This window comes from Kosmotoga arenicorallina S304, from assembly GCF_001636545.1.
GTDB classification, from domain to species: Bacteria; Thermotogota; Thermotogae; order Petrotogales; family Kosmotogaceae; genus Kosmotoga_B; species Kosmotoga_B arenicorallina.
The window spans coordinates 201,053-223,409 of the sequence record NZ_JFHK01000002.1 but is presented as its reverse complement, the minus strand read 5'-3'; the positions used below and the strand labels follow the sequence as shown (position 1 = coordinate 223,409).

Below are 22,357 nucleotides of genomic sequence, written 5' to 3'. Positions count from 1 at the left end.
ATTTGCGGTTTATAAGGAACTCATTTCTTTTGCGACCTCAATTAGCTTCCTGGCCATCAGTATTCCGACACGCGTCTGGCCTTCGTGAGTGCTAGCACCAATATGAGGGGTAGCTATCACATTGTCCAGACCCAGCAATTTCCTTCTCAGTTCATCAATCGGTGGTTCAACTTCAAAAACATCGAGGGCAGCTCCTGAGACTTTTCCGCTTATCAGAGCATTGTATAGAGCCTGCTCATCCACAATGCCACCCCTGGCAGCATTGATAATTATAACACCATCTTTCATGTTTGCAAATTCGCTTTCACCGATAATATGTTTAGTGTCTTCGGTTAAGGGTAGATGCAAAGTAATCACATCAGCTTCTTTTAATAGATTATTTAGCTCTTTTGTCAAATGTACGGGAAGGTCAGTTTCTTCGACAAAAGGATCATAGGCAATGATTTTCATGCCAAAACCTGCTGCCCGCTTTGCCACTTCTCTTCCAATTGCGCCGAAACCAATAATGCCAAGGGTTTTTCCGAAAATTTCGTGCCCTTTCAACACCTTCTTTTCCCACTTGCCTTCTTTAAGCCCTTGAGTGCCACGGGGAATATGGCGCACCAGTGAAAGCAGAAGACCTAAGGCTAATTCGGCCACAGATATGGCGTTGGCACCAGGAGTGTTGTAGACTTTTATTCCCAGTTCCTTTGCTGTTTTTGTATCTATATTGTCCAGGCCGGTTCCGGCTCGCCCTACAACCTTCAGCTTCTTACCCGCATTCAGCACGTCAGAGGTTACCTTTGTCGCACTTCTTACAACGAGAAATTCTATGTCATCCATGTTCTTTATGAGCTCTTCTTTATCAAAATGCTCTGCGGTAATTTCAAAAAACCCGGAAGATTTCAGCAATTCCATGGCTTCCTTTGAAAGGGGGTCATTGGCATGAAGCCTAAACATCAAACCCCCTCCCTTTCAAAGACCTCTTCAACTGCTTTCAAGCCTGTACCGTACTCAAAATCAAAACCTAATTTCCTGAGAGCCATCTCAAGAGCTGAAATGGCAATTATCGTGTCGAATTTTGACATGTAGCCCAGGTGAGCAATTCGGAAGATTTTTCCTTTCATGCTTCCCTGGCCACCAGCAATAGTAACGCCATACTCATCACGCATCAACGAAACGAGTTTTGCTCCATCAATGCTTTCTGGAACTTTTACAGCGGTCAAGACATTTCCAGGGCGTTTTGAGAAAAGCTCAAGGCCAAGAGCTTGAACTCCAGCCCTGGTAGCGTCAGCAAGAATTCTGTGACGTTCCCATACGTTTTCCATGCCTTCTTCTTTGAGCATCTCCACTGCTTTTTTCAATTGATAAATAAGATTAACAGCGGGTGTGTAAGGAGCAGGGTTCTTTTTGTATGCGAAAGCATTGAAGTAATAACTCGGTGTTTTGTTTGTCTTTGCTTTTTCCCAGGCGCTTTCGCTGAAGGTAATAAAACCCAATCCCGGAGGAAGCATAAATCCCTTCTGAGAACCCGCTACAACTACATCTAGGTTCCATTCATCGGTTTTTAAAGGTTGGGCAATTAGACCGCTTATGGCATCAACGACAATCAATTTGCCGTGGGCTTTGGATACTCTGGCGAAGCCTTCAATGTCCATGACTGTTCCTGTTGACGTTTCGCTAAGCGTTGTGAAGACAACCGTGCTATCCGGGTGTTCTTTTAGTGTTTCGTCAAGTTTTTCCGGAGCAACGTAATTACCATATTCAACCTCAATTGGAACTACATTTGCTCCATAAGTTTCACAGATCTGCTTCCAGCGTTCTCCGAATTTACCACTTACGATTACGATTACCTTTTCACCAGGAGACACCAGATTTACCACTGCCATTTCCATGGCTCCGGTGCCGGAAGAAGCCAGCAGGAAGAGATCTCCAGCTGTCTGGAATACATATTTAGTACCTTCAATAGCCTCTTCCATTATCTTTTTGAACTGTGGTGTTCTGTGATGGATGGTTTCCTGTGCACCTTCCAGAAGAAGGTCCGTTGGAACCGGTGTTGGTCCAGGAGCGAGAAGATAGTTTTTCTTTACCATTTTTACCATAGATGCACCCCCTTAAAGCTAAGTTTGTATTGAGTAATATCTTATAACCACAAACATCGTTGCTATTATCCCGGATACCATCAACAAAGGGAATGTGTATTTCATATAGTTTGAAAAGGTCAGCTTCCCTCTTTTTAATTTTTGACTCATGCCTGTTACTACCATATTTGCAGCTGCACCTACTATCGTTCCATTACCGCCATAGCATGCTCCAAGGACCAGTGCCCACCATAACGTATCAGAAAGAGCGACATTTCCACTGAATACTAGCGCAGGATTTCCGATAATGCCCTTTATTATAGGAACCATTATCATCACCATCGGGACGGCACTGACAAAACTTGAAAGGAGTAACGGGAACCAGAGAACGAATATCAACAACAACAAAGGACTGTGCAACGAATTCACAAGAAAATTCACAACGACATTCATCAGACCAACAGCCTCAAGGCCGTAAACCAGTGTAAACATCCCCAGGAAGAAAAAGATGGTTCCCCATTCGATCTTGTGAAAGAGCTTTTCCATCATTTCACCGTTGACTTTCATAACAAAAAGTGTAACCGCTGCTGCCAGAAGAGAGACTAAAGCTGGATCGATCCCTAACGATGGTGGCAAAGTAAAGCCAACCAATGCAAGAGCGAATATTGTCAACGATATGCGTAACATCTTCCAGTCTCTGATTTGTGATGAAGGGTTTGTGTTGGCAAACCTCTTCAAAGTATCTTGCTCTTCATCATTGAGTTTAAAGTATTTGCCCTCTTTCCACAAGAGGAGAATAAGGACGGTAACCAGCGTTATTATAACTACGGGGGAAACATTGCTCAAAAAATCATTAAAGCTCTTCCCAGCTGCGAAACCCACTATCATATTAGGGGGATCGCCTATCAGAGTGGCTGTGCCTCCAAGATTTGCCGAAAGTATTATCATGATGAGAAAAGGGAAAGGATTTTTTTCCAAAGCATCAGTAACTGCAAGAACAACCGGAACAAAGACCATAACCGTACTCACGTTGTTTAGAAAAGCAGATGCAACGCCGACAATCAAAGAAGTAAGAATATACAAAAGCTTGAAATTTCCCCGGCTCATTTTAACTACCGTAACGGCCATAAATTGGAAAAAGCCGGATTCCTCTATAAAGGGGAGCATAATCATCATTCCCACTAAAAGCCCCAGGGTCTTGAAATCAACAAAACTGCTCAAATTTTCGAGATTCAAGTTTTTTACACCTTCAGGAAGTGCATCAGGAAAAGCGTTATTCAGTATTGCAGTCAAAAAAAGCAGAATTGCGCCACCTGCAAAGGCACTGGCGGCTTTGTCCATCTTGCCAGATACAAGAAAATAATAGACAACGGCCATAAGAACCAGTACCACACTACCGTACAAAAAAACCATGATAAGACCCCCTGCAATAGTTTTCACGTTTGCAAAATGTTGCATGCAATGCATTTCAGCAAACGGGAGCTTCTATACATCCTGTTTTTCTGAACAATTTTATCAAAGCACACTTTAGAAGGTTAACGCTTATATTTTTCATTATGGCATCAAATTGCTTTACCATTTGATGAAAAAGAATACCAATATTTTATCAGGGGGTATGTGTATGAAAAAATTCGCATTTTCAAAAATAGGTCAGAAACTCACTTCATCAATCATCAGAGAATTGCTTAAGGATGTCAACGTCCCCGGAATGATCTCCTTTGGGGGAGGTGTTCCCGATCCCAAAACTTTTCCAAGATACAAACTTTCAGAAGTAGCCAAGGATGTATTAGAAAATGAATTCGCTTTTTCTTTACAATATGGTCCTACTGAAGGAGACGATGTTCTAAAAGAAGCATATATAAATTTTTTAAAGAGAAACGATAACATCGAAGGCCTCACAAAGGATAACTTGCTCATAACGGTTGGTTCACAAAGCGCTCTTTACTTGCTTTCAACTATTTTGCTCGATTCTGAGAGCAAATATTTTGTTTCAAAACCCGTCTACCTTGGTGCTGCAAGTGCTTTCTCCATGAATTCTATGAATCATATAGATCTGCCTCTATCTGAAGATGGCATTGATACCGATTTACTGGAAGAGAAGCTTCTGGAACTCGATAAAAAAGGGGAAATAAGCAAAGTCAGATTCATATATGTAATTCCCAACTTCCACAATCCGGCAGGGGTCACATTGAATCTCGAACGCCGAAAGAAGATAATCGAACTGGCGGAAAAGTATGACCTGTTAATAATTGAAGATGATCCCTATGGCGACTTGCGTTATGAAGGCGAAGGTTTTCCATCCCTATTTAAGATGGCTGGAAAAAACAGGGTTTTGTTGCTGAGAACCTTCAGCAAGGTTCTCTCACCCGGAATGAGATTGGGATTTGTCATCGGGCATGAAATTTTGATAAGGAAACTGGTTATGGCAAAACAGGCTGTAGACCTTTGCTCACCAAGCCTTACACAGCGCATTGCTGGAAGATTTCTTGAAAAGTACGACCTTAAAGAACTTTTGAAACCAACAATAGAGATTTATAGAAAGAAAAAAGATCTCATGCTTGAAGAACTGGAAAGAAATTTCGCAGATATGGAAGGTGTCCACTGGACAAGACCACAGGGTGGATTGTTTATCTGGTTGACATTACCCGAAGGTTACGACACCATGGAAATGATGGCATCTGGAAAGAAAAACGGAGTACTGTTCATTCCGGGTTCAGCTTTCTCAATAGGCGGCGGTTGTGACAACTCCATGCGTCTTTCTTTCTGCCTTCCTTCAGAGGAAAATATCATTGAAGGAGTAAAGAGGCTTAAAAAGACTGTCGTAGAGTATGGAAAAGAAAAAGGACTGCTCTAAGGGGGGAGAAGGATGAGAATACTGGTCATAAATCCCGGGTCAACATCAACCAAGCTCGGGATATATGAAAATAATACGCTGATAAGAAAAGAATACGTAAAGCACTCTCCCGAAGAAGAAGAAAACATGAGTATTCTGCAAAAGGTAGAATCCAGATCTAAGACCATCAATCAATTTCTGGAAAAAAATGGTTACAGGACAGAGGATTTCGACGCCATAGCATGTAGAGGGGGAATATTACCTCCCCTTGAAAGTGGCACCTATCAAGTGGATGAAGATATGGTTCAATATCTGCTTCAAAAGTCAATGTTTGACCATCCTTCAAATTATGCCGCTCCAATAGGTATGGCGCTTTCAAAAGAGAAAATTCCTGTATTTATAACCGATCCTGTTTCTGTGGATGAACTTTGCCCTGAAGCCAGATTAAGCGGAATACCACAGCTCAAACGCCTTAGTCTTTTTCATGCGTTGAACATGAAAGCTGTAGCAAGAGAAGTAGCTAAAGAAATGGGATCCGACATAAAAGATCTTACCTTTGTCATAGCTCACCTTGGCGGTGGTATCTCAGTTGGTTTGCAAGCAAAAGGGAAGATGATAGATGTGAACAATAGCAAGGATGAAGGCCCTTTTGGACCAAACAGAACAGGCGACCTCCCTGTGGGTGATGTGGTTGAAAAAGCTTTTAGCGGAGAATTCACAGAGAAAGAATTGATAAAACGTTATTCCAGCAAAGGTGGCCTTATCTCTTATCTGGGAACAGATAATTTACGTGAAGTACTTGATAAATCAAAGTATGACAATTATGCAAAGCAAGTGCTGGATGCGATGATATATCAAATCGCAAAGGAAATAGGGGGTCTTTGTGCTATCGCCGGCGGAGATATCGATGCAATAATTCTTACAGGAGGAATGGCTTATAATTCTGACTTTGTCGAGAGAATAAAGTCTTACATCTCTAATTTTGGCCTTGTGGTGGTAAAGCCCGGGGACAATGAATTACTATCTTTGGCTCAGGGAGCTGAAAGAGTTCTTAATGGTGAAGAAGAAGCAAAGCACCTTTCTCTGGAGGGGATATTATGATAAGAAAGCTTTCTTCCCTTCTAAATCTGGCACAGGGGAGCAAAAAGAAGGTCTCTGTTGCTGTTGCCGAAGACAAGGTGGTCTTAAAAGCGGTTAAGGCAGCCATTGATAATGAGCTTGCGGAATTTCAGCTTTTCGGCAATGCTTCAAGTATAGAAAGAATGTGTTCTGAAATTGGTTTGACCAGAGGATATGAAATAATACCTGCCAATAGCTCCGCTGAAGCTGTTGCGGCAGCAGTCGAGGCTATTGCAACCGGTCGAGCTGATTTGCTCATGAAGGGGAAAGTAAAAACGGGAGATTTGTTGAGTGTCTATCTTAAAGAAGAATACGGTCTCAGAACAGGCCGAACGATGAACCTTGTGAGTGTCTTTGAAATTCCCGACTTTGATAGATTGCTTGTTGTTACTGATGCGGGCATGGTAATAGCTCCCGATCTCCGGCAAAAAGCAGATTCCATTGTAAATGCCACTAAAGTAGCAATTGCATTGGGGATAAAAACTCCCAAAGTAGCTGTGTTAGGTGCCATAGAAGTGGTTAACGAAAAGATGCCGGTGACAATGGAAGCTGCTGTCCTTTCAAAAATGGCGCAGCGCCATCAAATTCCAGATGTCATAATAGATGGCCCGTTAGCTCTTGACAATGCCGTATCAATTGAAGCGGCAGAACATAAGGGAATTGAAAGCCCGGTAGCAGGCAAAGCAGATATCCTTGTGATGCCTGATATAGAAGCGGGAAATATTTTCTACAAAGCCATGGTTTTTCTCGGCAAAGCGCTTGTGGCAAGCACCATAATGGGTGGGAAAGTTCCTATTATATTAACTTCAAGGGCTGATTCAGATAAAACCAAACTGCTGTCTATCGCCCTGAACGTAATTATCTCAAAGGGGGGCTCAAAGTGAGGATACTCGTAATCAACCCCGGTTCAACTTCGACAAAACTCGCTATTTTTGAAGATGAAAGAATTGTGGAAACGAAAACTATAAGGCATTCTGCGGAGGAACTCTCGGGATATCACAACCTTTATTCGCAGAAGGACTTCAGAAAAGAGTTGATTCTCGAGTTTCTCAATGAAAAGGGATACTCTCTGAAAGAATTTGATGCCATTGTTGGCAGAGGAGGGCTTTTAAAGCCACTGCAAGGCGGGACATATCATGTAAATGAAAAAATGGTTGAGGATCTCAAAGAGGCAAGATACGGCGAACATGCTTCTAACCTTGGAGCGATACTGGCAAAAGAACTTGCCGGGACCGCAAGTGGAATCCCTGCTTTTATAGCAGACCCTGTTGTAGTCGATGAGATGAAAGAAGTGGCTAAATTTACCGGACATCCAGATTTTAAACGGAAATCGATTTTCCACGCGCTGAATCAAAAAGCTGTTGCCCGCTCTGTTGCCCAAAAATACGGTAAAAAGTACGAGGAAATGAATTTTGTCGTTGCGCATATGGGTGGAGGCATTTCAATAGGTGCCCATGAAAAAGGCAGGGTTGTTGATGTGAACAATGCACTTAATGGTGATGGTCCCTATACACCCGAGAGATCCGGAACCCTTCCTTTGACTCAACTCATAAAGCTCTGTTTCAGTGGAAAGTACACTAAGAGCGAAATCAAAAAGCTGATAAAAGGCAAAGGGGGCTTAGTAGCTTATACGGGCACTAACGATTGCACTATGATACAGCAAAAACTAAGGGAAGGAAACAAAGAACTGGAATTATACTATCGGGGTATGTGTTATCAGATAATTAAATGGATAGGCAAAATGGCGGCAGCTCTCAAGGGCGAAGTGGATTTGATTATTCTAACCGGTGGTTTGGCATATGATAACAGTTTTTTAGTGCCCTGGATAAGCGAAAAGGTATCCTTTATTGCCCCGGTTGAAGTTGTCCCCGGTGGTGATGAAGAGCTTGCCCTGGCTCTTGCAGCAAGCAGGGTGTTAAAAGGGGAAGAAGTAGCTAAGACTTATTGAGGTGAAAAGATGTTTGACAGTAGAATATCTATTTTTATGGGTATGTTTGGGAGCGGAAAAACTGAGATTTCATTAAATGTGGCTCTGGAGTTGAAGGAAAAATACGAACACGTTGCCCTTGCTGATATAGATGTTATCAGCCCCTATTTCAGATCGAGAGATTATTTCAAAGAGCTGGAGCGCATGGGAATAAAACTCATTGCGCCACATAGCTCATTGATGCATGCAGATCTACCAATAATAACAGCAGCTGTTTATGGTTATATTTCCAACGAGAAATATTCTCTCATCATCGATGTCGGTGGCAATGACGATGGTGCAATTGTGCTTAGTTCATTAAAAGTCGCTTTAAAAGGAAAGGATGTACGGACATATTTTGTGCTCAATCCTTACAGGCCTTTTACAGACACCGTTGAGAAAACGATTGATCATATACACAGGTTATCCAGAGTATCCAGAAGAAAAATTGATTACCTTATTAACAACTCAAATCTCGGCAACGAGACCACACTGGAAAACATTCAATATGGCGAGGCCTTTGTAAGCGAAGTATCCAGGCAAACCAATATACCTGTTTTAGCAACAGTGGTTATGAATGGTTTGCATTTCAATTCTGAAAAATTTTCGGTTTTTAGAATAAAAAAATTTCTCAAAACACCTTGGGAGGGTTGAATATGCCGAAAAATTTCGTTGAAATTGACGAAGAACGTTGTAAGGGTTGTGGACTGTGCATAAGTGTCTGCCCAAAAAAAGTGCTGGACTTTGCTGACCATTTTAACAGCAAAGGTTACCATCCCGCAACTCAGGTAGACAAAGAAAACTGTATTGGTTGCGGTTTCTGCTATATGATGTGTCCAGATACTGCAATAACTGTCTACCGTGAGAATGTCGAAGTAAAAGGATGAAGGGGGAAGAAGTATGGCTGAAAAAGTAATGGTTAAAGGAAACGAGGCTATGGGTGAAGCTGCCATAAGAGCCGGTTGTAGACTCTATTTCGGATACCCCATTACGCCGCAATCAGAACTCACAGAATATATGGCAAGAAGGCTTCCGGAAGTTGAAGGAACTTTTCTGCAATCCGAAAGTGAAGTTGCCGCTGTAAATATGATATATGGTGCAGCGAGCACCGGAACAAGAGTCATGACTTCAACTTCCAGCCCCGGGTTCAGTCTTATGCAGGAGGGAATTTCTTATATAGCAGGCGCAGAATTACCCAGCGTGTTTATCAATGTTGTGCGTGGTGGTCCAGGACTGGGTGACATTCAACCTGCGCAAAGTGATTACTTTCAGGGAACAAAAGGCGGAGGTCATGGCGATTACCGTTTAATCGTTCTTGCTCCAAAATCTGTTCAGGAAGCTGTTGATCTGGTCCAGCTTGCCTTTGACCTTGCTGATAAATACAGAAATCCTGTGCTTGTTCTCGCTGACGGTATGCTTGGACAAATGATGGAGCCTGTAGAGTTTCCTGAATTCAGAGATTTAAAAACCCTTCCAGACCACAGTTCCTGGGCAATGCAGGGTTGTGAAGGCAGAGAACCGCATAAGATAACATCTTTTGATATTGATCCGGTGAATCTGGAGAAAATGAATCTGGGATATCAAAAAAAATATCGTGAGATAGAAGCAAAAGAAGTTAGATATGACACAGAAATGATAGAAGATGCCGAGTATTTACTTGTCGGATACGGTACGATGGCGCGAATTTTGGGTACTGTTGTAAAATTGGCAAGAAAAGAAGGCTTGAAAGTCGGCCTTTTCAGGCCAATAACATTGTGGCCTTTCCCGTACAGGGAGCTGGAATCTTTTGCAAAAGGCAAAAAGGTACTGCTCACTGTTGAGATGTCTATGGGTCAGATGATTGAAGATGTAAAACTGGCAGTGAATGGTAAGATAGATGTTAATTTCTATGGGCGAACTGGCGGTGTCGTCCCCACTCCTGAAGAAGTGCTGCGGGAGTTAAAAAAGATTATTGAGAGGAGTGAGTGAGATGGCGGCGAAGGCGATATTTAAAAAACCCCAATCTCTTTCCAAAAAAGAATTCACATACTGCCCGGGATGCCATCACGGAATTGTTCACAGATTGATAGCTGAGGTTATTGACGAATTCGGTATACAGGGCAAAACATTGATGGTAGCACCTGTTGGATGCTCTGTATTTGCTTATACTTTCTTTGATGTTGATGGGACGGTTGCCGCTCATGGAAGAGCTCCAGCAGTAGCCACCGGGATGAAACGCGCAATGCCCGATAGAGTTGTTTTCACATATCAGGGGGATGGCGATTTGGCCGCAATAGGTACAGCTGAAATAATACACGCCGCCAACAGGGGTGAGAAAATCACAACGATTTTTATCAACAATGCCATATACGGCATGACAGGCGGGCAGATGGCTCCCACCACCCTTTTGGGCATGAAGACAACGACTTCTCCTTATGGCAGGGAGATAGAGAGAGAAGGTTACCCTATACACGTTAGCGAAGTTTTGAAAGAGCTTTCAGGAGTCGCCTATCTTGAAAGGGTAGCGGTTAGTTCGCCTGCTGAGGTCAGGAAGGCGAAGCAGGCTATTAAGAAGGCTTTTACTGCTCAGCTTAAAGGATTGGGCTTTTCACTGGTTGAAGTTCTTTCTACCTGCCCTACTAATTGGGGTCTCAGCCCGGTTGAGTCAATTAACTGGCTAAATGAAAACATGAAAAAAGAATATCCGCTAGGTGTCTTTGTTGACAAGGTAGGTGAGCTTAAATGAGCGAAAATATCTTAATAGCTGCTGGGTTCGGCGGACAGGGTATTATGCTTCTTGGTCAGATACTTGCCACTGCTGCTATGTACGACAATAAACACAGCACCTGGCTTCCTTCCTACGGCCCGGAAATGCGCGGTGGTACAGCCAATTGCACTGTGGTGATTAACGATGAGCCTATCGGATCACCGGTTACCGATACCCCAGGTGAACTAATAATAATGAATATTCCCTCGTTGTTGAAATTTGAACCCTCTCTCAAAGAAAATGGGCTGTTAATACTGAACACATCTGTTGTCGACAGAGAACCCAAAAGACAGGATATAGACCTTGTGAAGATCGATGCCAATAAAGTTGCTGAAGAAATCGGAAGCACAAAGATTTCCAACATGGTCATGCTTGGAGCATATATAGAGAAAACAGGTGCGGTAACAGTAGAAAGTGTCGAAAAAGCTCTCAGAAAAAAACTGACAGGAAAAAAAGCTGCACTCATTGAGCTAAACCTTAAAGCAATCGAATCGGGCATAAAACTGGCCAGGAAATAAAGGGCGCATTAAAAAACTCTAATTCAAAAAGGGAGAGCGAGCTCTCCCTTTTTTATTTCTCCATCGCTGTTTCTATTTCTTTTTGGAAATTTAGCAACGTTTCAGGTTCTTCATAGAAAGTCCAGATGTTGTCAGCGGTTCTCAATACAAGGAAATAATCCATGTGCTTTGGCTTTCCAATGCTTCTGATGTTTTTTATTGGAATGAACAGGTCTCTCGTTCTCGGTAGGTAAGGAGTGACTTCCGAAATGACCTGTTGTACGGCTACCTCTTTGAGTTCTTTCAAAGGTATTGACATGAGCGTCTCGCCTTCAAAGGGCATCCTCAAGCTGAAATACAGTTTATCACCGCTTACAAGCGCGTGAGTTGTGCTCATCTGGATTTTCTCCAATTTAGCAATCCTTCCATAGGTGAACATGAGCGTTTTGACTTTTTGCCTGTTTTTTCTGCCTTTCAACTTTATCTTTCTTATGAGCTTTTCTCTGGGCATTTCATCCATAAGACCAAGGAAAGCGGTAATTGTCGAGGTAATCGTTCCAAAAATATGTCCTAACTTTCCTGCGTTCATAAATAAAGCCACAGCCTCGAAGGACAATGGAAAAACTGTAATAAGAATCAGAACCCAGTATTCAAAGCGCTTTCTCGTGATTACAAGCAATATCATTAATCCCTCGGTGACAAAGAAATACGGAAGCGGGTTCAACGATATTCTCGATAGAGCAATCAAAAATAGCGAAATAAAGGCAAACATATAATCACCACTTTCATTTTCCCACGCAGAAATTCTTGAATATGGTGTCAAGCAAATCTTCCTGAAGGTGCTTTCCAGTGAGCTCATCAAGAATTTTTACTGTCTGATGAAGAAATGAGGACACTATGTCCATGGTAATTCCACCCGTAAGGGAATTCACTGTTTCGTTGAGAAATTCAAGAGCCTTATAGCTAAGGGCTTTCTGTCTTTCGGTAATGAACAACTCACCTTCATAAGGATTCAGCATGTCAGCGACTTTTTCAAGCATCTTCTCTTCAACGCTTCTGAGAAATTCGCTTGAGTTTGCACTAATGCACAGTTCAACAGATTCAGGGCACTTCTTCGCCAGATCGAGCTTGTTGCCCAGAAGCACATAGCGTTTGAGTTTGGGTTTAATCGATTCGAATAGCTCAAGATCCTGTCCCGGATCGGTTAGATCAACCATGAAAACAACCAGATCAGCCTGCTCGATTTCTCGTATGCTCCTGTCTATCCCCAGTTTCTCAACAAGATTGTCGGATTTTCGGATTCCAGCTGTATCTATTATTTTAAAATATGTGCCATCGATGCTGAGAGCTTCCTCAATGGTATCTCGAGTTGTACCGGGAATATCTGTGACAATTGCCCTATCCTTTCTGAGCAGCGCATTCAAAAGCGTAGATTTGCCGACGTTCGGCCTACCAGCTATCACCGTTCTTATTCCCTCTGTAAGCGAAATTCCATTTTCGCCGTGCGCGACCAGCTCATCAAGGCGTTTCTTCGCTTCCAGAAGCAGGTTGTGAACCATTTCTGTTGAAGCTTCAACTTCACCTGGATAATTCAGTTCCACTTCGATTTCTGCCATCGCCCTAATTAAGAGCTGCCTGATGTCATCAATTGTATTCCCCAGTTTCCCTTGATAGATGAATGCCGCAGCTTCATGGGCTTTTCTGGTCTTTGCCTCCACAAGCACTTCAATTGATTCTGCTTTCAGCAAATCCATTTTTCCGTTCATTACGGCTCGTTTCGTGAATTCTCCGGGCAATGCCTCTCTAAAACCCGCTTTGAACAAGGATTCCATGATGAGTTTTAGAACTATGGGGCTTCCGTGTGTGATCAATTCGACCATGTCTTCGCCCGTATAAGACATAGGGGCTTTGTAAAACACTGCTGTGAGTTCATCGATGAGCTCACCGTCAACAGTGAAATTGGTAAGATTAAGCCGCCAGGGCTTTATCCTGTCCAGTTTTAGAAAAGGCGTAACTTTTTCCCATACCCCTGCACCGGAACATCTTATCACAGCAAGGGCTGAAAAGCCTTTTGGCGTGGCAACAGCACAAATCGGATCAAAAATCATCTTTCCCATCTCCTGAAAGCAGCTTGTTTAGCGTTTCCATAACGAGCCTTGATCTGACTCCATACACAAAAGCAGAGGACTCCCTTTCATTGAATATAATCTTGAAGTTGCTAGAATTTAGATTTTCGAAACCTCTCGTATCGGCAAACTCCAACCTTAGATATTCAGAGTCATTGTCATATTGAACGAGCCTTATACCCATTCTATGAGCGATAAGCCTTATTCTGGCAACTTTAAAGAGCGACTGCACTTCTTTTGGAGCGGCTCCAAACCTGTCTATTAGTTCAGAGTAAAGCTCTTTCAGCTCTGAAACTCTTCTCGCAGTGGCAATTCTGCGGTATATTTTCAAACGTTCTATGGAATCTTCCACATACGACTCGGGAATTATCATATCATAATATATCCCTTTTATTTCCGTGTCAATGGTATCCTTCACTTCCTGTTTTTCGAAGGATTTGCCGAGGATCTCTTTTGCCGCTTTTTCCAGCATTTCGTGATAAAGGTAGAGACCTACGGAAGAAATGTTTCCTGACTGTTCGCTTCCCAACAAGGCACCGATACCCCTTATCTCCATGTCTCTCATGGCAAGCCGTAATCCGCTTCCCGGCCCGGAGAACTCTTTCAATGCTTTTAGCCTTTCTCTGGATTGTGGGGAAAGATTCTTAACATCATATAAAAAGTACGCGAATGCCCTCCTGTCGCTCCTGCCTACACGCCCACGAAGCTGATAAAGCTGTGCAAGGCCATATCTCTGTGAGTCATCCACAATCAGGGTATTTGCTCTGGGGATATCCACTCCACTTTCTATTATTGTTGTGCAAAGGAGCATATCGAGATTTCCATCGTAGAAGTCACCTATTACTTTTTCAAATTGCTTCTTGCCCATTTGCCCATGAGCCATGCCTATAGAGACTTCTGGGAGCAATCTTTTCAAGATTTCGTGAAGATCAGCCAGTTCACGAACTCTATTGTGAACATAGATCACCTGGCCACCTCGATTGATTTCTCTTAAAACAGCTGTCCTTATCAATTTATCATTCCTCGGTCCAACATAAGTTTCTGCACCTATCCTGCCGGCAGGAGGCGTTGCAATAACAGATAGCTCCCTCAATCCTGACAAAGCCATATAAAGCGTTCTGGGAATTGGAGTTGCGCTCATGGAAAGAACGTTGACCTTTAACCTCAATTTTTTAAAGTGCTCTTTTTGCATAACCCCGAAAAGCTGTTCTTCGTCTATTATCACCAGACCAAGGTCGTAAAAACGAACGGAGTCAGAAAGAAGGCTGTGGGTGCCAATGACAACATCTATCAACCCTTTTTTCAGTAACATGAGAAGATTCTCTCGCTCTTTCCCCGTTGTGTAGCGGTCAAGCAGTTTAACGGAAACACCCAAGGGCGATAACCTGGAGCTGAAGCTCTCGAAATGCTGTCTGGCAAGCACAGTTGTAGGAACAAGGACAGCGACCTGTTTTCCCGAAACAACTGCTCTGAAGGCAGCACGAATGGCGACTTCTGTCTTTCCAAAACCGGCATCGCCGCTTACAAGTCGATCCATTGGCTTAATTTGAGCCAGATCATTCAAGACTTCCTCAATGGCTCTAAGCTGGTCTTCCGTTTCAACATGAGGAAAGCTATCCTTGAGCTTCTCTTCAAGTTCAGAGTCTCCCTTTAAGGTAATTCCCAACGTGTTTTCTCTTGCAGCGTATAAAGCAGCAAGCTCTTTGATTCTCTTTCTTACTTCCTTTTCAACTGATCTTTTTTGTTTTGACCACCGCTGGCCTTTGAGCGAATTGAGTTGAACTCCTTCTTCCTGCCCAATGTATTTATGAACCCTATCAACTCGCTCAATGGGCACGTAAAGCTTCGTTCCCTCTCTATACTCGAGAGTCAAATACTCTCGTGTCCCCAGAGATGACGAAATGGTTTTTACCCCCAGATAGCGTCCTATTCCGTAATCTTTATGGACCACAAAGTCTCCTATCTCCAGTTCGGTCCAGTCTATAAGAGGAGTAACCGGGATGAATTCACGCTTTTTCTTTTTCCTCTCCGGTAAAACCCTACCACTTTCTTCTTCCACAGAGGAGTCCCAATCTAAAAAAATAGGCTCATGGCTGTCAAGAATAATGTAATCGCTCAATTTGAAGAAGTATTCAGGTTTTATTCCCGAAAATCTCCTGTATAGAAACTTCTCTACCGGCCTATCATCGAGTATTTCCAATACTTCTCTTTCAAGCCGTGAAAACTCATCGACGCCTTTGTCGGGCTCTATGAATATATAAGATACTTCTTCAGGCAAATAATCCGCAAGAATGCTTTGAGATTTATAAAACAGGCCCGATACTGTATCAAGGTTGCAATTCCCATCAAGCTTGAAGCTGGCCTTTGCGGCTGTCTGGGTTTCCGCGTAAGTTATCCTGGTCTGTGCAAGTTCAAGATATTCGTCTAACCCCATAGCTTCTGTGCCCGGTATAAATTCAAAGTTTTCAAGGCGCGAGATGCTGCGTTGTGATATTGGGTCGAAGTTCCGTATGGACTCAATCACGCTATCAAAAACTTCTATTCTGACAGGAAAATCATCACCGGGAACAAAGATATCTATTATTCCCCCTTTGATAGAAAATTGGGCAGGCTCCGTTACGGTGAAGACCCTCTCATAACCAAAAGCTTGCAGTAAAGATGCACTCAGTTTGAATTCACTACCCGGTGCAAGGTAAAGGAGTTTGCCTTTTAAGATGTCCGGAGGTATTGTTTTTCTGAGAAAAGAATGCATAGTCGTGGCTATGATGGAAACTTGCTTCTTTATGAGCTTTCTTAAAAGTTTTAATCTGGCACTTCTTACGCCAAAGGAAGTGTTAATCTCCTCAAAGGGAAAAACATCGTGAGATGGAAAGGGGTCAATAGAAATTTCTTCTGGAAGCTTTTCCAGCAAACGATTGAGCATTTTTTCAGTGGGGAAGATTATAACTGTTGTTCTTTTAAATTCCCTTATGTTAAGTCCTAACCAATTAAGGGGATCTTTTGTGTATATCAGTTTTTTTGACATGATTTTCTCCTCGCCTATACCTTCGAATTTTATCATTCTTTTTAGAAAAAAGAATCTCATTTCTCTAAAAATGTAGCCGGTCAACCTTAAGAACAGGTGATATAATATAGCTGCCGGGGGAGCCTTATCGGCTGAGAGTGCGTGCGGCGCAGACCCTTTGAACCTGATCCGGATAATACCGGCGAAGGAAGGCTGTGGTTGCGCCGTCCCTAGGACGGTTTTTTTTTGGAGGTGTTTAATATGAAAAGGCTTTTAGTTCTGTTGTTTTTGGCTATTTCGGTTTTTCTGTTAGGAGAAGAACTGGTTGTTTATACTTATGACAGCCTTTTACCCTTTGCGAGGGAAGCTTTTCCGCTTTTCGAGGAGAAAACAGGAGTGAACGTCCTGGTTAAAACCTTTGGAGACGCAGGAGCGCTTTTAGCAAAATTGATTTCAGAAAAGGGAAAAACCGATGTGGATATTGTGATCGGAATTGACAACCTTCTTGCAGAAAGGGCTTTCGAGGAAGACTTATTCATAAGTTACCTTCCAGACAATGCTCGATTGATACGGGATTTAAACCTTATTTTTGATCCTTTGTGGAGACTTACTCCATATGATTATGGAGCCATAGCCCTCATTTATGACAGGAATGAACTTGGGGAGTTATCCCTCTCTTCTATGGATGATCTAACCAAGAAGGAATTTGAAAAGAGCATCATTATAGAAGATCCGAGGACTTCAAGCACAGGTCTGGCGTTCCTGATGTGGACATATGCGCTGTATGGTGACGAATTCCTCGATTTCTGGCAGAAATTCAAGAAATCCGTGTTGACTATTACTCTCGGATGGGACGATGCCTTTGAGAAATTTGAAGCGGGAGAAGCGCCTATGATGGTTAGCTATGCCACTGATGGTGCATATTCCTATGAGTATTACGGTGAGGTGTCTTATGGTACGTTGATTCCGGGAAATATAGGGTATGTGCAGATTGAGGGTGCGGGCATTGTTAAGTGGAGTGAAAAAAAGGAATTGGCAAAGGAGTTCATCGAGTTCCTCATTTCTCCGGAAGCTCAGGCGCACATTCCCCTAAATCAATGGATGTTTCCGGTAGTTGAGACCCAAATGCCAGAATCCTTTGAATACGCACTAATACCAAAGGAAGTTGTCACTGTTAAAAGTGTGGATGTGGAAAAGATAATCAATTTATGGGAAAGAGCAATATATTGATGCGCCATTCTTTTCTGGCTCTTTGGGTAGCTTTTTTGTTTCTGTTCCTTTTTATCGTTCTGCCTTTGACGATAACATTTGGCATTGGAGATATAGAGAAATTTCTTGATGTCTTAAAGACTCCCTCGGTCTTGAGCATTTTGAAATTCACATTGATTCAGGCTGTCCTGAGTACTTTTTTGGCATTCGCGGCAGGTTTGCCTGCCGCGTATTACTATTCAAGGCATAACAATAGCCTGAGTTCCCTTTTATATTACACCACCTATATCCCATTCTTTTTACCAGGAATTTCAATGGTTGTAGGCTTTTTGGTTCTGTTAGGCAGATACGGGATTTTAAACAATTTTCTAAGTTTAGTAGGCATTGGGCGGAAACAATTTCTGTACAGTTTTAGCGCGATTTTGCTCGGGCATACCTTTTACAATTCGCCCATTACAGTAAGAATTGTGGGAAATGCTCTTAAAAACCTTCCTGCTGAAATCATAGAAGCCGGAAAAGTCGATGGGGCTTCAAAAATCAAACTTTTTTGGTCTCTGGAAATGCCTTTGATAGTGCCTGCGGTATTGAGTTCGTTGATCCTTACCTTTTCCTATTGCTTCACGTCCTTTGCGGTTGTGCTAATATTAGGCGGCTCGCAATACGCAACCCTGGAAGTCGCCATCTATATGTACCTTAAATTGCTGGCCAGGCCAGAAGTGGCAATGGGGCTTGCCCTTATTCAATTTCTCTTCATATTTGCATTTGGTTTTTTCGGGACTTTCTTTGAATCCAGGATCTCTTTGCCAATAGGAAATAGAATTATCTACAAAGGAGGATTATTCTCATCTGTAGCTTTGCTTTATCTACTCTTTGAATGGCTACCGGTTTTTAGTGGTGTGTTTGGCTCTTTCTATGATTTCAGAAGATCGCGTTTTTTCTTCGATAAGATTGTCAACCTATTCAGCGCTGGTCGGGTTGAAATCCTGGGCACTTCGATTCTGAATACCATCTTTCGCTCACTGAGATTGTCTCTGATTGCCGCATTTTTGGCTACTGCAATTTCCTTTATCATTAGCTGGAGCGCTCGCAACTCGAAATTTGAAAACATCTCGGTAAGGCTGACTTCTCTTATCAGCATTTCCATAACACCAGCCATTCTGGCTCTGGGATACATCATCGCATACAGGAATCTTCCCCCACAAATGAGTATGGTTCTCCTTTATACGGTGGTTTCCTTTCCTGTAGTTATAAACCTCTTTCACGCCGAAATGGCATCTTTTGATTCAGCAATAATCGAAGCTGCCAGAATAGATGGTGCAAGATTCTGTCAAATACTACGATACATAGCTATTCCCCTTTTAAAACCTGCTATTGCAACAGGTTTTGCAATCACGTTCGCCATTTCCATGGGTGAGTTCAGCGGTTCGCTTATACTGGGTAGCGATAGAGCGCCCACCATAACAGTCGCTATCTATCGTATGCTTTCGAGTAAGCACGTTCCAGAAGCGAGGTTGCTAAGCTCGCTTCTGGTGATAATTGTGCTTGTTACAATTTTCATCATCAATCGTCTTTCAATAAGAGTTTTTAGAAGCAAGATATGAATCACAGCACTGTTTCACAGGGCAGTTATCACACAGAGGCTTTCTGGGTTTGCAGAGTTTTCTTCCGAACTCGACCATAGAACCGTTTATAGGCCCCCAAAGTTCCTCTTCCAAAAGGTTCGTCAATTCCCGCTCGGTATCTTCTGGCATTTTTGTTTTTACCCAGCCAAGTCTGTTGCTGATTCTGTGAACATGGGTGTCTACGGCAAGAGCTGGGATCCCGAATGAGACATTCAGAACTATATTTGCGGTCTTCCTTCCGACGCCCGGAAGTTCAAGGAGCTTGTGAATTTCCGAAGGAACTTTTCCTTGATAACGTTTTAACAGCTCTCTGGCGACTGAGACAATGCGCTCAGCCTTTTGCCTGTACATACCAGCCGGGCGAACGAGTTCATAAAGATCCTCTGCTCTCGCATTTGCAATGGAGGCTGGACCTTTATATTTTGAAAAAAGCCGCCTTGAAGCTTCATCGGTGTTCTCGTCACGGGTTCTCTGGCTGAGTATTGTATTTACCAGAACCCGAAAAGGGTCTCTTTCATTGTACTCTCTCGGGAAGGCTTGAATTATTCTTCGAGCCACTTCATTTGGTTTGCAATCTATTTTCATGCGTTATTTAGCATCTCCAAAAATGCCTTATAAGCCCTGTATGTTTCGTAAATATCGGCCTTTGAGGCGATTTCAAAAGGCGAATGCATTCCTAAAAGCGCTGGTCCTGCATCGAGGACATCCATGCCCTTTTCTGCAAAGAATTTTGCCACAGTCCCACCACCACCACGGTCTACTTCACCAAGGATTCCTGTTTGCCAGTTCACTGAAGCTCTGTTAAGGACTTTTCTGACTTTTGCAACGAATTCGGCTGAAGCGTCACTTGTTCCAGCTTTTCCACCACGCCCGGTATATTTTGTAAGGACTATACCGTATCCCAACTGTGGCGCGTTTTCTGTATCATGTGCATCTTGAAACGTAGGATTTATTGCGGCTGCAACGTCTCCCGATAGCATATTCGAGCGCTCCACAGCCAAAAGAGTACTTTCCCAGGGTTCTTCGAGAGAAAGCAATCGCGCTATGCGCATAATGCCGTTCATCCAGAAATAGCTTTTTGCACCTGTATTGCCATCACTGCCGATTTCTTCCCTGTCAAGCAATAATACACAGGCAGATCTTTTCAGGTTTTTCGCATCAATCAGGGCAGTAACAGCTGTATAAGCACATATTCGATCATCATGGCCATAAGCGCCAATCATGGAGCGGTCTATCCCTATTTCCCTGGGTTGAATTGCAGGGACAAGCTGGAGATCAGCACTGAAGAGGTCCTCTTCTTTTATACCGTACTTCTCATATAGCAATTTCAAAAATGTGTATTTAACAGGATTTTTTTATCTTCAGCTTTGAAGGGAATCGAAGCGGCCAGAGCGTTCAGGTCTTTTCCTTTGAAAACTTCTCTGAAGTCACCTTTCCGGTTGTCCAGATGAGGAAGCAAGTCGCTTATCACAAAAACCGGGTCTCCCTTTTCGTTGCCAATGTTTATATTCAATTTATCGCCTGATTCAAGAACGACAGTTCCGACAAGGGCGAGGGGAATATTCATCCATTGATATTTCTTTATTCCGCCGTAATAATGGGTTTTAAGAAATGCGAGACCGTACTTCTCTTCAATCGGTTTGGGTTTTAAATCAAGTCGTGGCGAATCGACATGGGCTGCAATCATATTCATTCCCTCTTTAAAATCACCAGCCATTCTAAAAGCAAGCAAAGCCTTATTGGCTTTTACGAGATAAATGCCATCGCCGGCTTTGATCTTCTTATTAGATGCTTCATAATCTTCAAGCGATCTGAATCCCCCTTTTTCAAGGAGTTCAACGGCTTTTTCCACCGCCAAACGTTCGGTAAGCGATCGGGAAATATAATCCATATAACCCTTCGAATAAGAATCAATAGAGCCGATATCTCCCTTTTCCCAAGGAGAAGATGTTTTAAAACTCAGGTTTTCCATACCTTTTCCCTCCAATTAGCTTAAATGCTTCCGAAACAATTTTATCAGAAAATGGTGCCCTGCTGTTGTATAATTGCGTTGAACTAATGAAATCATTTGCATGTCAAAATAACGTTAGGGTGGTTTTGTGGACGAAAAAAAGCTGGTCGAAGGATTGAAGAAGAAACAGCTTTGGGCTTATGAAGTGTTGTATGACAGATATGCCCGGCGTCTTGGAAGCGTTGTTAAGTCGTATCTCGGGGTAGATGATATAGATGACGTCATACAGGAGACTTTCATAAAGGTGTTCAAGAATATAAAGAAATTCAAGGGTAATTCAAAGCTTTCGACCTGGCTTTACAGAATTGCTGTGAACATATGTAAAGACATAATAGCTAAAAGAAAAAGGCAAAATCATTTGCTGGTTGATTTTCAAGAAGGAGAAGACCAATACATTAGTGAACCACCAGCAACCACCGATGTTTTCAAAGAGGTAATGGACGAACTCAGTTTTGAAGAGCTGATGGATATAATCGCGAAACTTTCTGAAGAAGATAGGCTACTGATTAAACTGAGGGATATAGAGGGAATGACCTATGACGAAATCGCTGAAATACTTGAAAAACCCGTTGGAACAGTGAAAAGCAGGCTTCACTATGCGAGAAAGAGGTTGAGGGAGCTACTCGAGGAGGTCGAGTACGATGTTTGAAAATGAGAAAGACAACTTTGATGCGCTCATTGATAATGAAGCTGGAAGGCGTAAGCTGACCGAAAGAGAAAAGGTTGAGCTGAGAAAGTACGCAAAATTCGTGAAAATGTTGAAAGAGAGGACCAGCTATCGCCCCAGCGAATCCACCAAGTTAAAAACGCTCTCAAAAATACGCCAAAAAAAACTGCTGCCTTATCGCATTGCACTTGCAACAGTGACTTCTGCTGTCATTTTGATATTGGGTCTGAGCTTTTTCATGGAAAATTCTATTTTGATAACTCCAAAGCCCGTCTTCCTGCTGAATAATGGCAAATTCGATTCTGCGAGAAGCAGTCTTTTGTCCGGTGGAGAACTCAGTTCTGCCATCTCGTCAACAAATGAAATGTCCTCCATAGAATCTTCCATGGCAAATGAGGCCAGCAGCGAAGAATTAAAAAAACACCTTGAAACAACTATTAACTTTATCACAAATGAGAAAGAGAGTAATCCGGTTGTTTTGAGCACCAGCTTTTAAT

Annotated in this window: 22 protein-coding genes and 1 riboswitch; of the genes, 13 read left to right on the top strand and 9 right to left on the bottom strand. The window is 42.7% G+C overall.

The features are described 5' to 3' along the window. Nucleotides 1–9 precede the first annotated feature (9 nt). The 3 genes from AT15_RS01340 to AT15_RS01330 are packed head-to-tail and all read right to left on the bottom strand — an operon-like array spanning nt 10 to nt 3,473. Nucleotides 10–939: a hydroxyacid dehydrogenase gene (locus tag AT15_RS01340; RefSeq protein ID WP_068345569.1), complete on the bottom strand. Its 930-nt coding sequence runs from the start codon at nt 937–939 to the stop codon at nt 10–12. After that, nucleotides 939–2,081, bottom strand: coding sequence for a pyridoxal-phosphate-dependent aminotransferase family protein (locus tag AT15_RS01335; protein ID WP_068345568.1), 1,143 nt, complete (start codon nt 2,079–2,081; stop codon nt 939–941). Before AT15_RS01335 ends, AT15_RS01340 begins: the two co-directional genes overlap by 1 nt. Nucleotides 2,082–2,099: 18 nt before the next feature. Further along, nucleotides 2,100–3,473 (bottom strand): ArsB/NhaD family transporter, encoded by a 1,374-nt coding sequence (locus tag AT15_RS01330; RefSeq protein WP_068345566.1) that lies wholly within the window; start codon nt 3,471–3,473, stop codon nt 2,100–2,102. 208 nt (nt 3,474–3,681) lie between these two features. Between AT15_RS01330 and AT15_RS01325 the strand changes: the two genes are divergently transcribed. From AT15_RS01325 to AT15_RS01285, 9 genes are read left to right on the top strand one after another with little or no spacing between them, the layout of a single operon-like run. Next, nucleotides 3,682–4,914 carry an aminotransferase-like domain-containing protein gene (locus AT15_RS01325; protein ID WP_068345563.1) on the top strand — a complete coding sequence of 411 codons (1,233 nt, stop codon included), beginning with the start codon at nt 3,682–3,684 and terminating at the stop codon, nt 4,912–4,914. 12 nt (nt 4,915–4,926) lie between these two features. Further along, entirely contained in the window at nt 4,927–5,994 is a 1,068-nt protein-coding gene (buk, locus tag AT15_RS01320) for a butyrate kinase (RefSeq protein WP_068345561.1), read from the top strand. Then, complete coding sequence (locus tag AT15_RS01315; protein WP_068345559.1) at nt 5,991–6,896, top strand: bifunctional enoyl-CoA hydratase/phosphate acetyltransferase; 906 nt, start codon at nt 5,991–5,993, stop codon at nt 6,894–6,896. Before buk (AT15_RS01320) ends, AT15_RS01315 begins: the two co-directional genes overlap by 4 nt. After that, nucleotides 6,893–7,960, top strand: coding sequence for a butyrate kinase (buk, locus tag AT15_RS01310; protein WP_068345558.1), 1,068 nt, complete (start codon nt 6,893–6,895; stop codon nt 7,958–7,960). The genes AT15_RS01315 and buk (AT15_RS01310) overlap by 4 nt, the downstream gene beginning before the upstream one ends. A gap of 9 nt (nt 7,961–7,969) precedes the next feature. Further along, nucleotides 7,970–8,632, top strand: a complete 663-nt coding sequence (locus AT15_RS01305; RefSeq protein WP_068345556.1) for a cobalamin biosynthesis protein CobQ — start codon at nt 7,970–7,972, stop codon at nt 8,630–8,632. A gap of 2 nt (nt 8,633–8,634) precedes the next feature. Next, complete coding sequence (locus AT15_RS01300; RefSeq protein ID WP_068345554.1) at nt 8,635–8,865, top strand: 4Fe-4S dicluster domain-containing protein; 231 nt, start codon at nt 8,635–8,637, stop codon at nt 8,863–8,865. Nucleotides 8,866–8,878: 13 nt separating this feature from the next. Continuing rightward, on the top strand, nt 8,879–9,946 hold the full coding sequence (locus tag AT15_RS01295; protein WP_068345552.1) for a 3-methyl-2-oxobutanoate dehydrogenase subunit VorB: 1,068 nt from the start codon (nt 8,879–8,881) through the stop codon (nt 9,944–9,946). 1 nt (nt 9,947) lies between these two features. Further along, entirely contained in the window at nt 9,948–10,703 is a 756-nt protein-coding gene (locus AT15_RS01290) for a thiamine pyrophosphate-dependent enzyme (RefSeq protein WP_068345550.1), read from the top strand. After that, nucleotides 10,700–11,242, top strand: coding sequence for a 2-oxoacid:acceptor oxidoreductase family protein (locus AT15_RS01285; RefSeq protein ID WP_068345548.1), 543 nt, complete (start codon nt 10,700–10,702; stop codon nt 11,240–11,242). The genes AT15_RS01290 and AT15_RS01285 overlap by 4 nt, the downstream gene beginning before the upstream one ends. 52 nt (nt 11,243–11,294) lie before the next feature. Here AT15_RS01285 and AT15_RS01280 read toward each other — a convergent pair whose 3' ends face one another. Genes AT15_RS01280 through mfd form a run of 3 tightly spaced genes read right to left on the bottom strand, consistent with a single transcriptional unit; the run spans nt 11,295 to nt 16,372 of the window. After that, nucleotides 11,295–11,993 (bottom strand): hypothetical protein, encoded by a 699-nt coding sequence (locus AT15_RS01280; RefSeq protein WP_068345546.1) that lies wholly within the window; start codon nt 11,991–11,993, stop codon nt 11,295–11,297. 13 nt (nt 11,994–12,006) lie between these two features. Further along, a complete protein-coding gene (gene mnmE, locus AT15_RS01275; protein ID WP_068345545.1) occupies nt 12,007–13,329 on the bottom strand; it encodes a tRNA uridine-5-carboxymethylaminomethyl(34) synthesis GTPase MnmE in 1,323 nt (440 codons plus the stop codon). Next, complete coding sequence (mfd, locus tag AT15_RS01270) at nt 13,319–16,372, bottom strand: transcription-repair coupling factor (RefSeq protein ID WP_068345746.1); 3,054 nt, start codon at nt 16,370–16,372, stop codon at nt 13,319–13,321. The genes mnmE and mfd overlap by 11 nt, the downstream gene beginning before the upstream one ends. Nucleotides 16,373–16,477: 105 nt before the next feature. Then, a riboswitch (TPP riboswitch) is annotated at nt 16,478–16,579 on the top strand. Nucleotides 16,580–16,612: 33 nt separating this feature from the next. Here mfd and AT15_RS01265 point away from each other — a divergent pair. Then, nucleotides 16,613–17,581, top strand: a complete 969-nt coding sequence (locus tag AT15_RS01265; protein WP_068345541.1) for a thiamine ABC transporter substrate-binding protein — start codon at nt 16,613–16,615, stop codon at nt 17,579–17,581. Then, a complete protein-coding gene (locus AT15_RS01260; protein WP_161484640.1) occupies nt 17,581–19,161 on the top strand; it encodes an ABC transporter permease in 1,581 nt (526 codons plus the stop codon). The genes AT15_RS01265 and AT15_RS01260 overlap by 1 nt, the downstream gene beginning before the upstream one ends. On the opposite strand, the gene nth is transcribed toward AT15_RS01260, so the two are convergent. From nth to AT15_RS10475, 3 genes are read right to left on the bottom strand one after another with little or no spacing between them, the layout of a single operon-like run. Continuing rightward, nucleotides 19,132–19,767 (bottom strand): endonuclease III, encoded by a 636-nt coding sequence (gene nth / locus AT15_RS01255; protein WP_068345539.1) that lies wholly within the window; start codon nt 19,765–19,767, stop codon nt 19,132–19,134. The two genes, AT15_RS01260 and nth, sit on opposite strands and share 30 nt — an antisense overlap. Then, a complete protein-coding gene (locus tag AT15_RS10480; RefSeq protein ID WP_268766415.1) occupies nt 19,764–20,513 on the bottom strand; it encodes a zinc-binding metallopeptidase family protein in 750 nt (249 codons plus the stop codon). Before AT15_RS10480 ends, nth begins: the two co-directional genes overlap by 4 nt. Next, nucleotides 20,510–21,154 carry a zinc-binding metallopeptidase family protein gene (locus tag AT15_RS10475; RefSeq protein WP_268766414.1) on the bottom strand — a complete coding sequence of 215 codons (645 nt, stop codon included), beginning with the start codon at nt 21,152–21,154 and terminating at the stop codon, nt 20,510–20,512. Before AT15_RS10475 ends, AT15_RS10480 begins: the two co-directional genes overlap by 4 nt. 127 nt (nt 21,155–21,281) lie before the next feature. Between AT15_RS10475 and AT15_RS01245 the strand changes: the two genes are divergently transcribed. Both AT15_RS01245 and AT15_RS01240 read left to right on the top strand, forming a co-directional pair. Beyond that, nucleotides 21,282–21,842 (top strand): RNA polymerase sigma factor, encoded by a 561-nt coding sequence (locus AT15_RS01245; RefSeq protein WP_068345537.1) that lies wholly within the window; start codon nt 21,282–21,284, stop codon nt 21,840–21,842. Then, complete coding sequence (locus AT15_RS01240; protein WP_068345535.1) at nt 21,835–22,356, top strand: hypothetical protein; 522 nt, start codon at nt 21,835–21,837, stop codon at nt 22,354–22,356. Before AT15_RS01245 ends, AT15_RS01240 begins: the two co-directional genes overlap by 8 nt. The last annotated feature ends 1 nt before the right edge of the window (nt 22,357 follow it).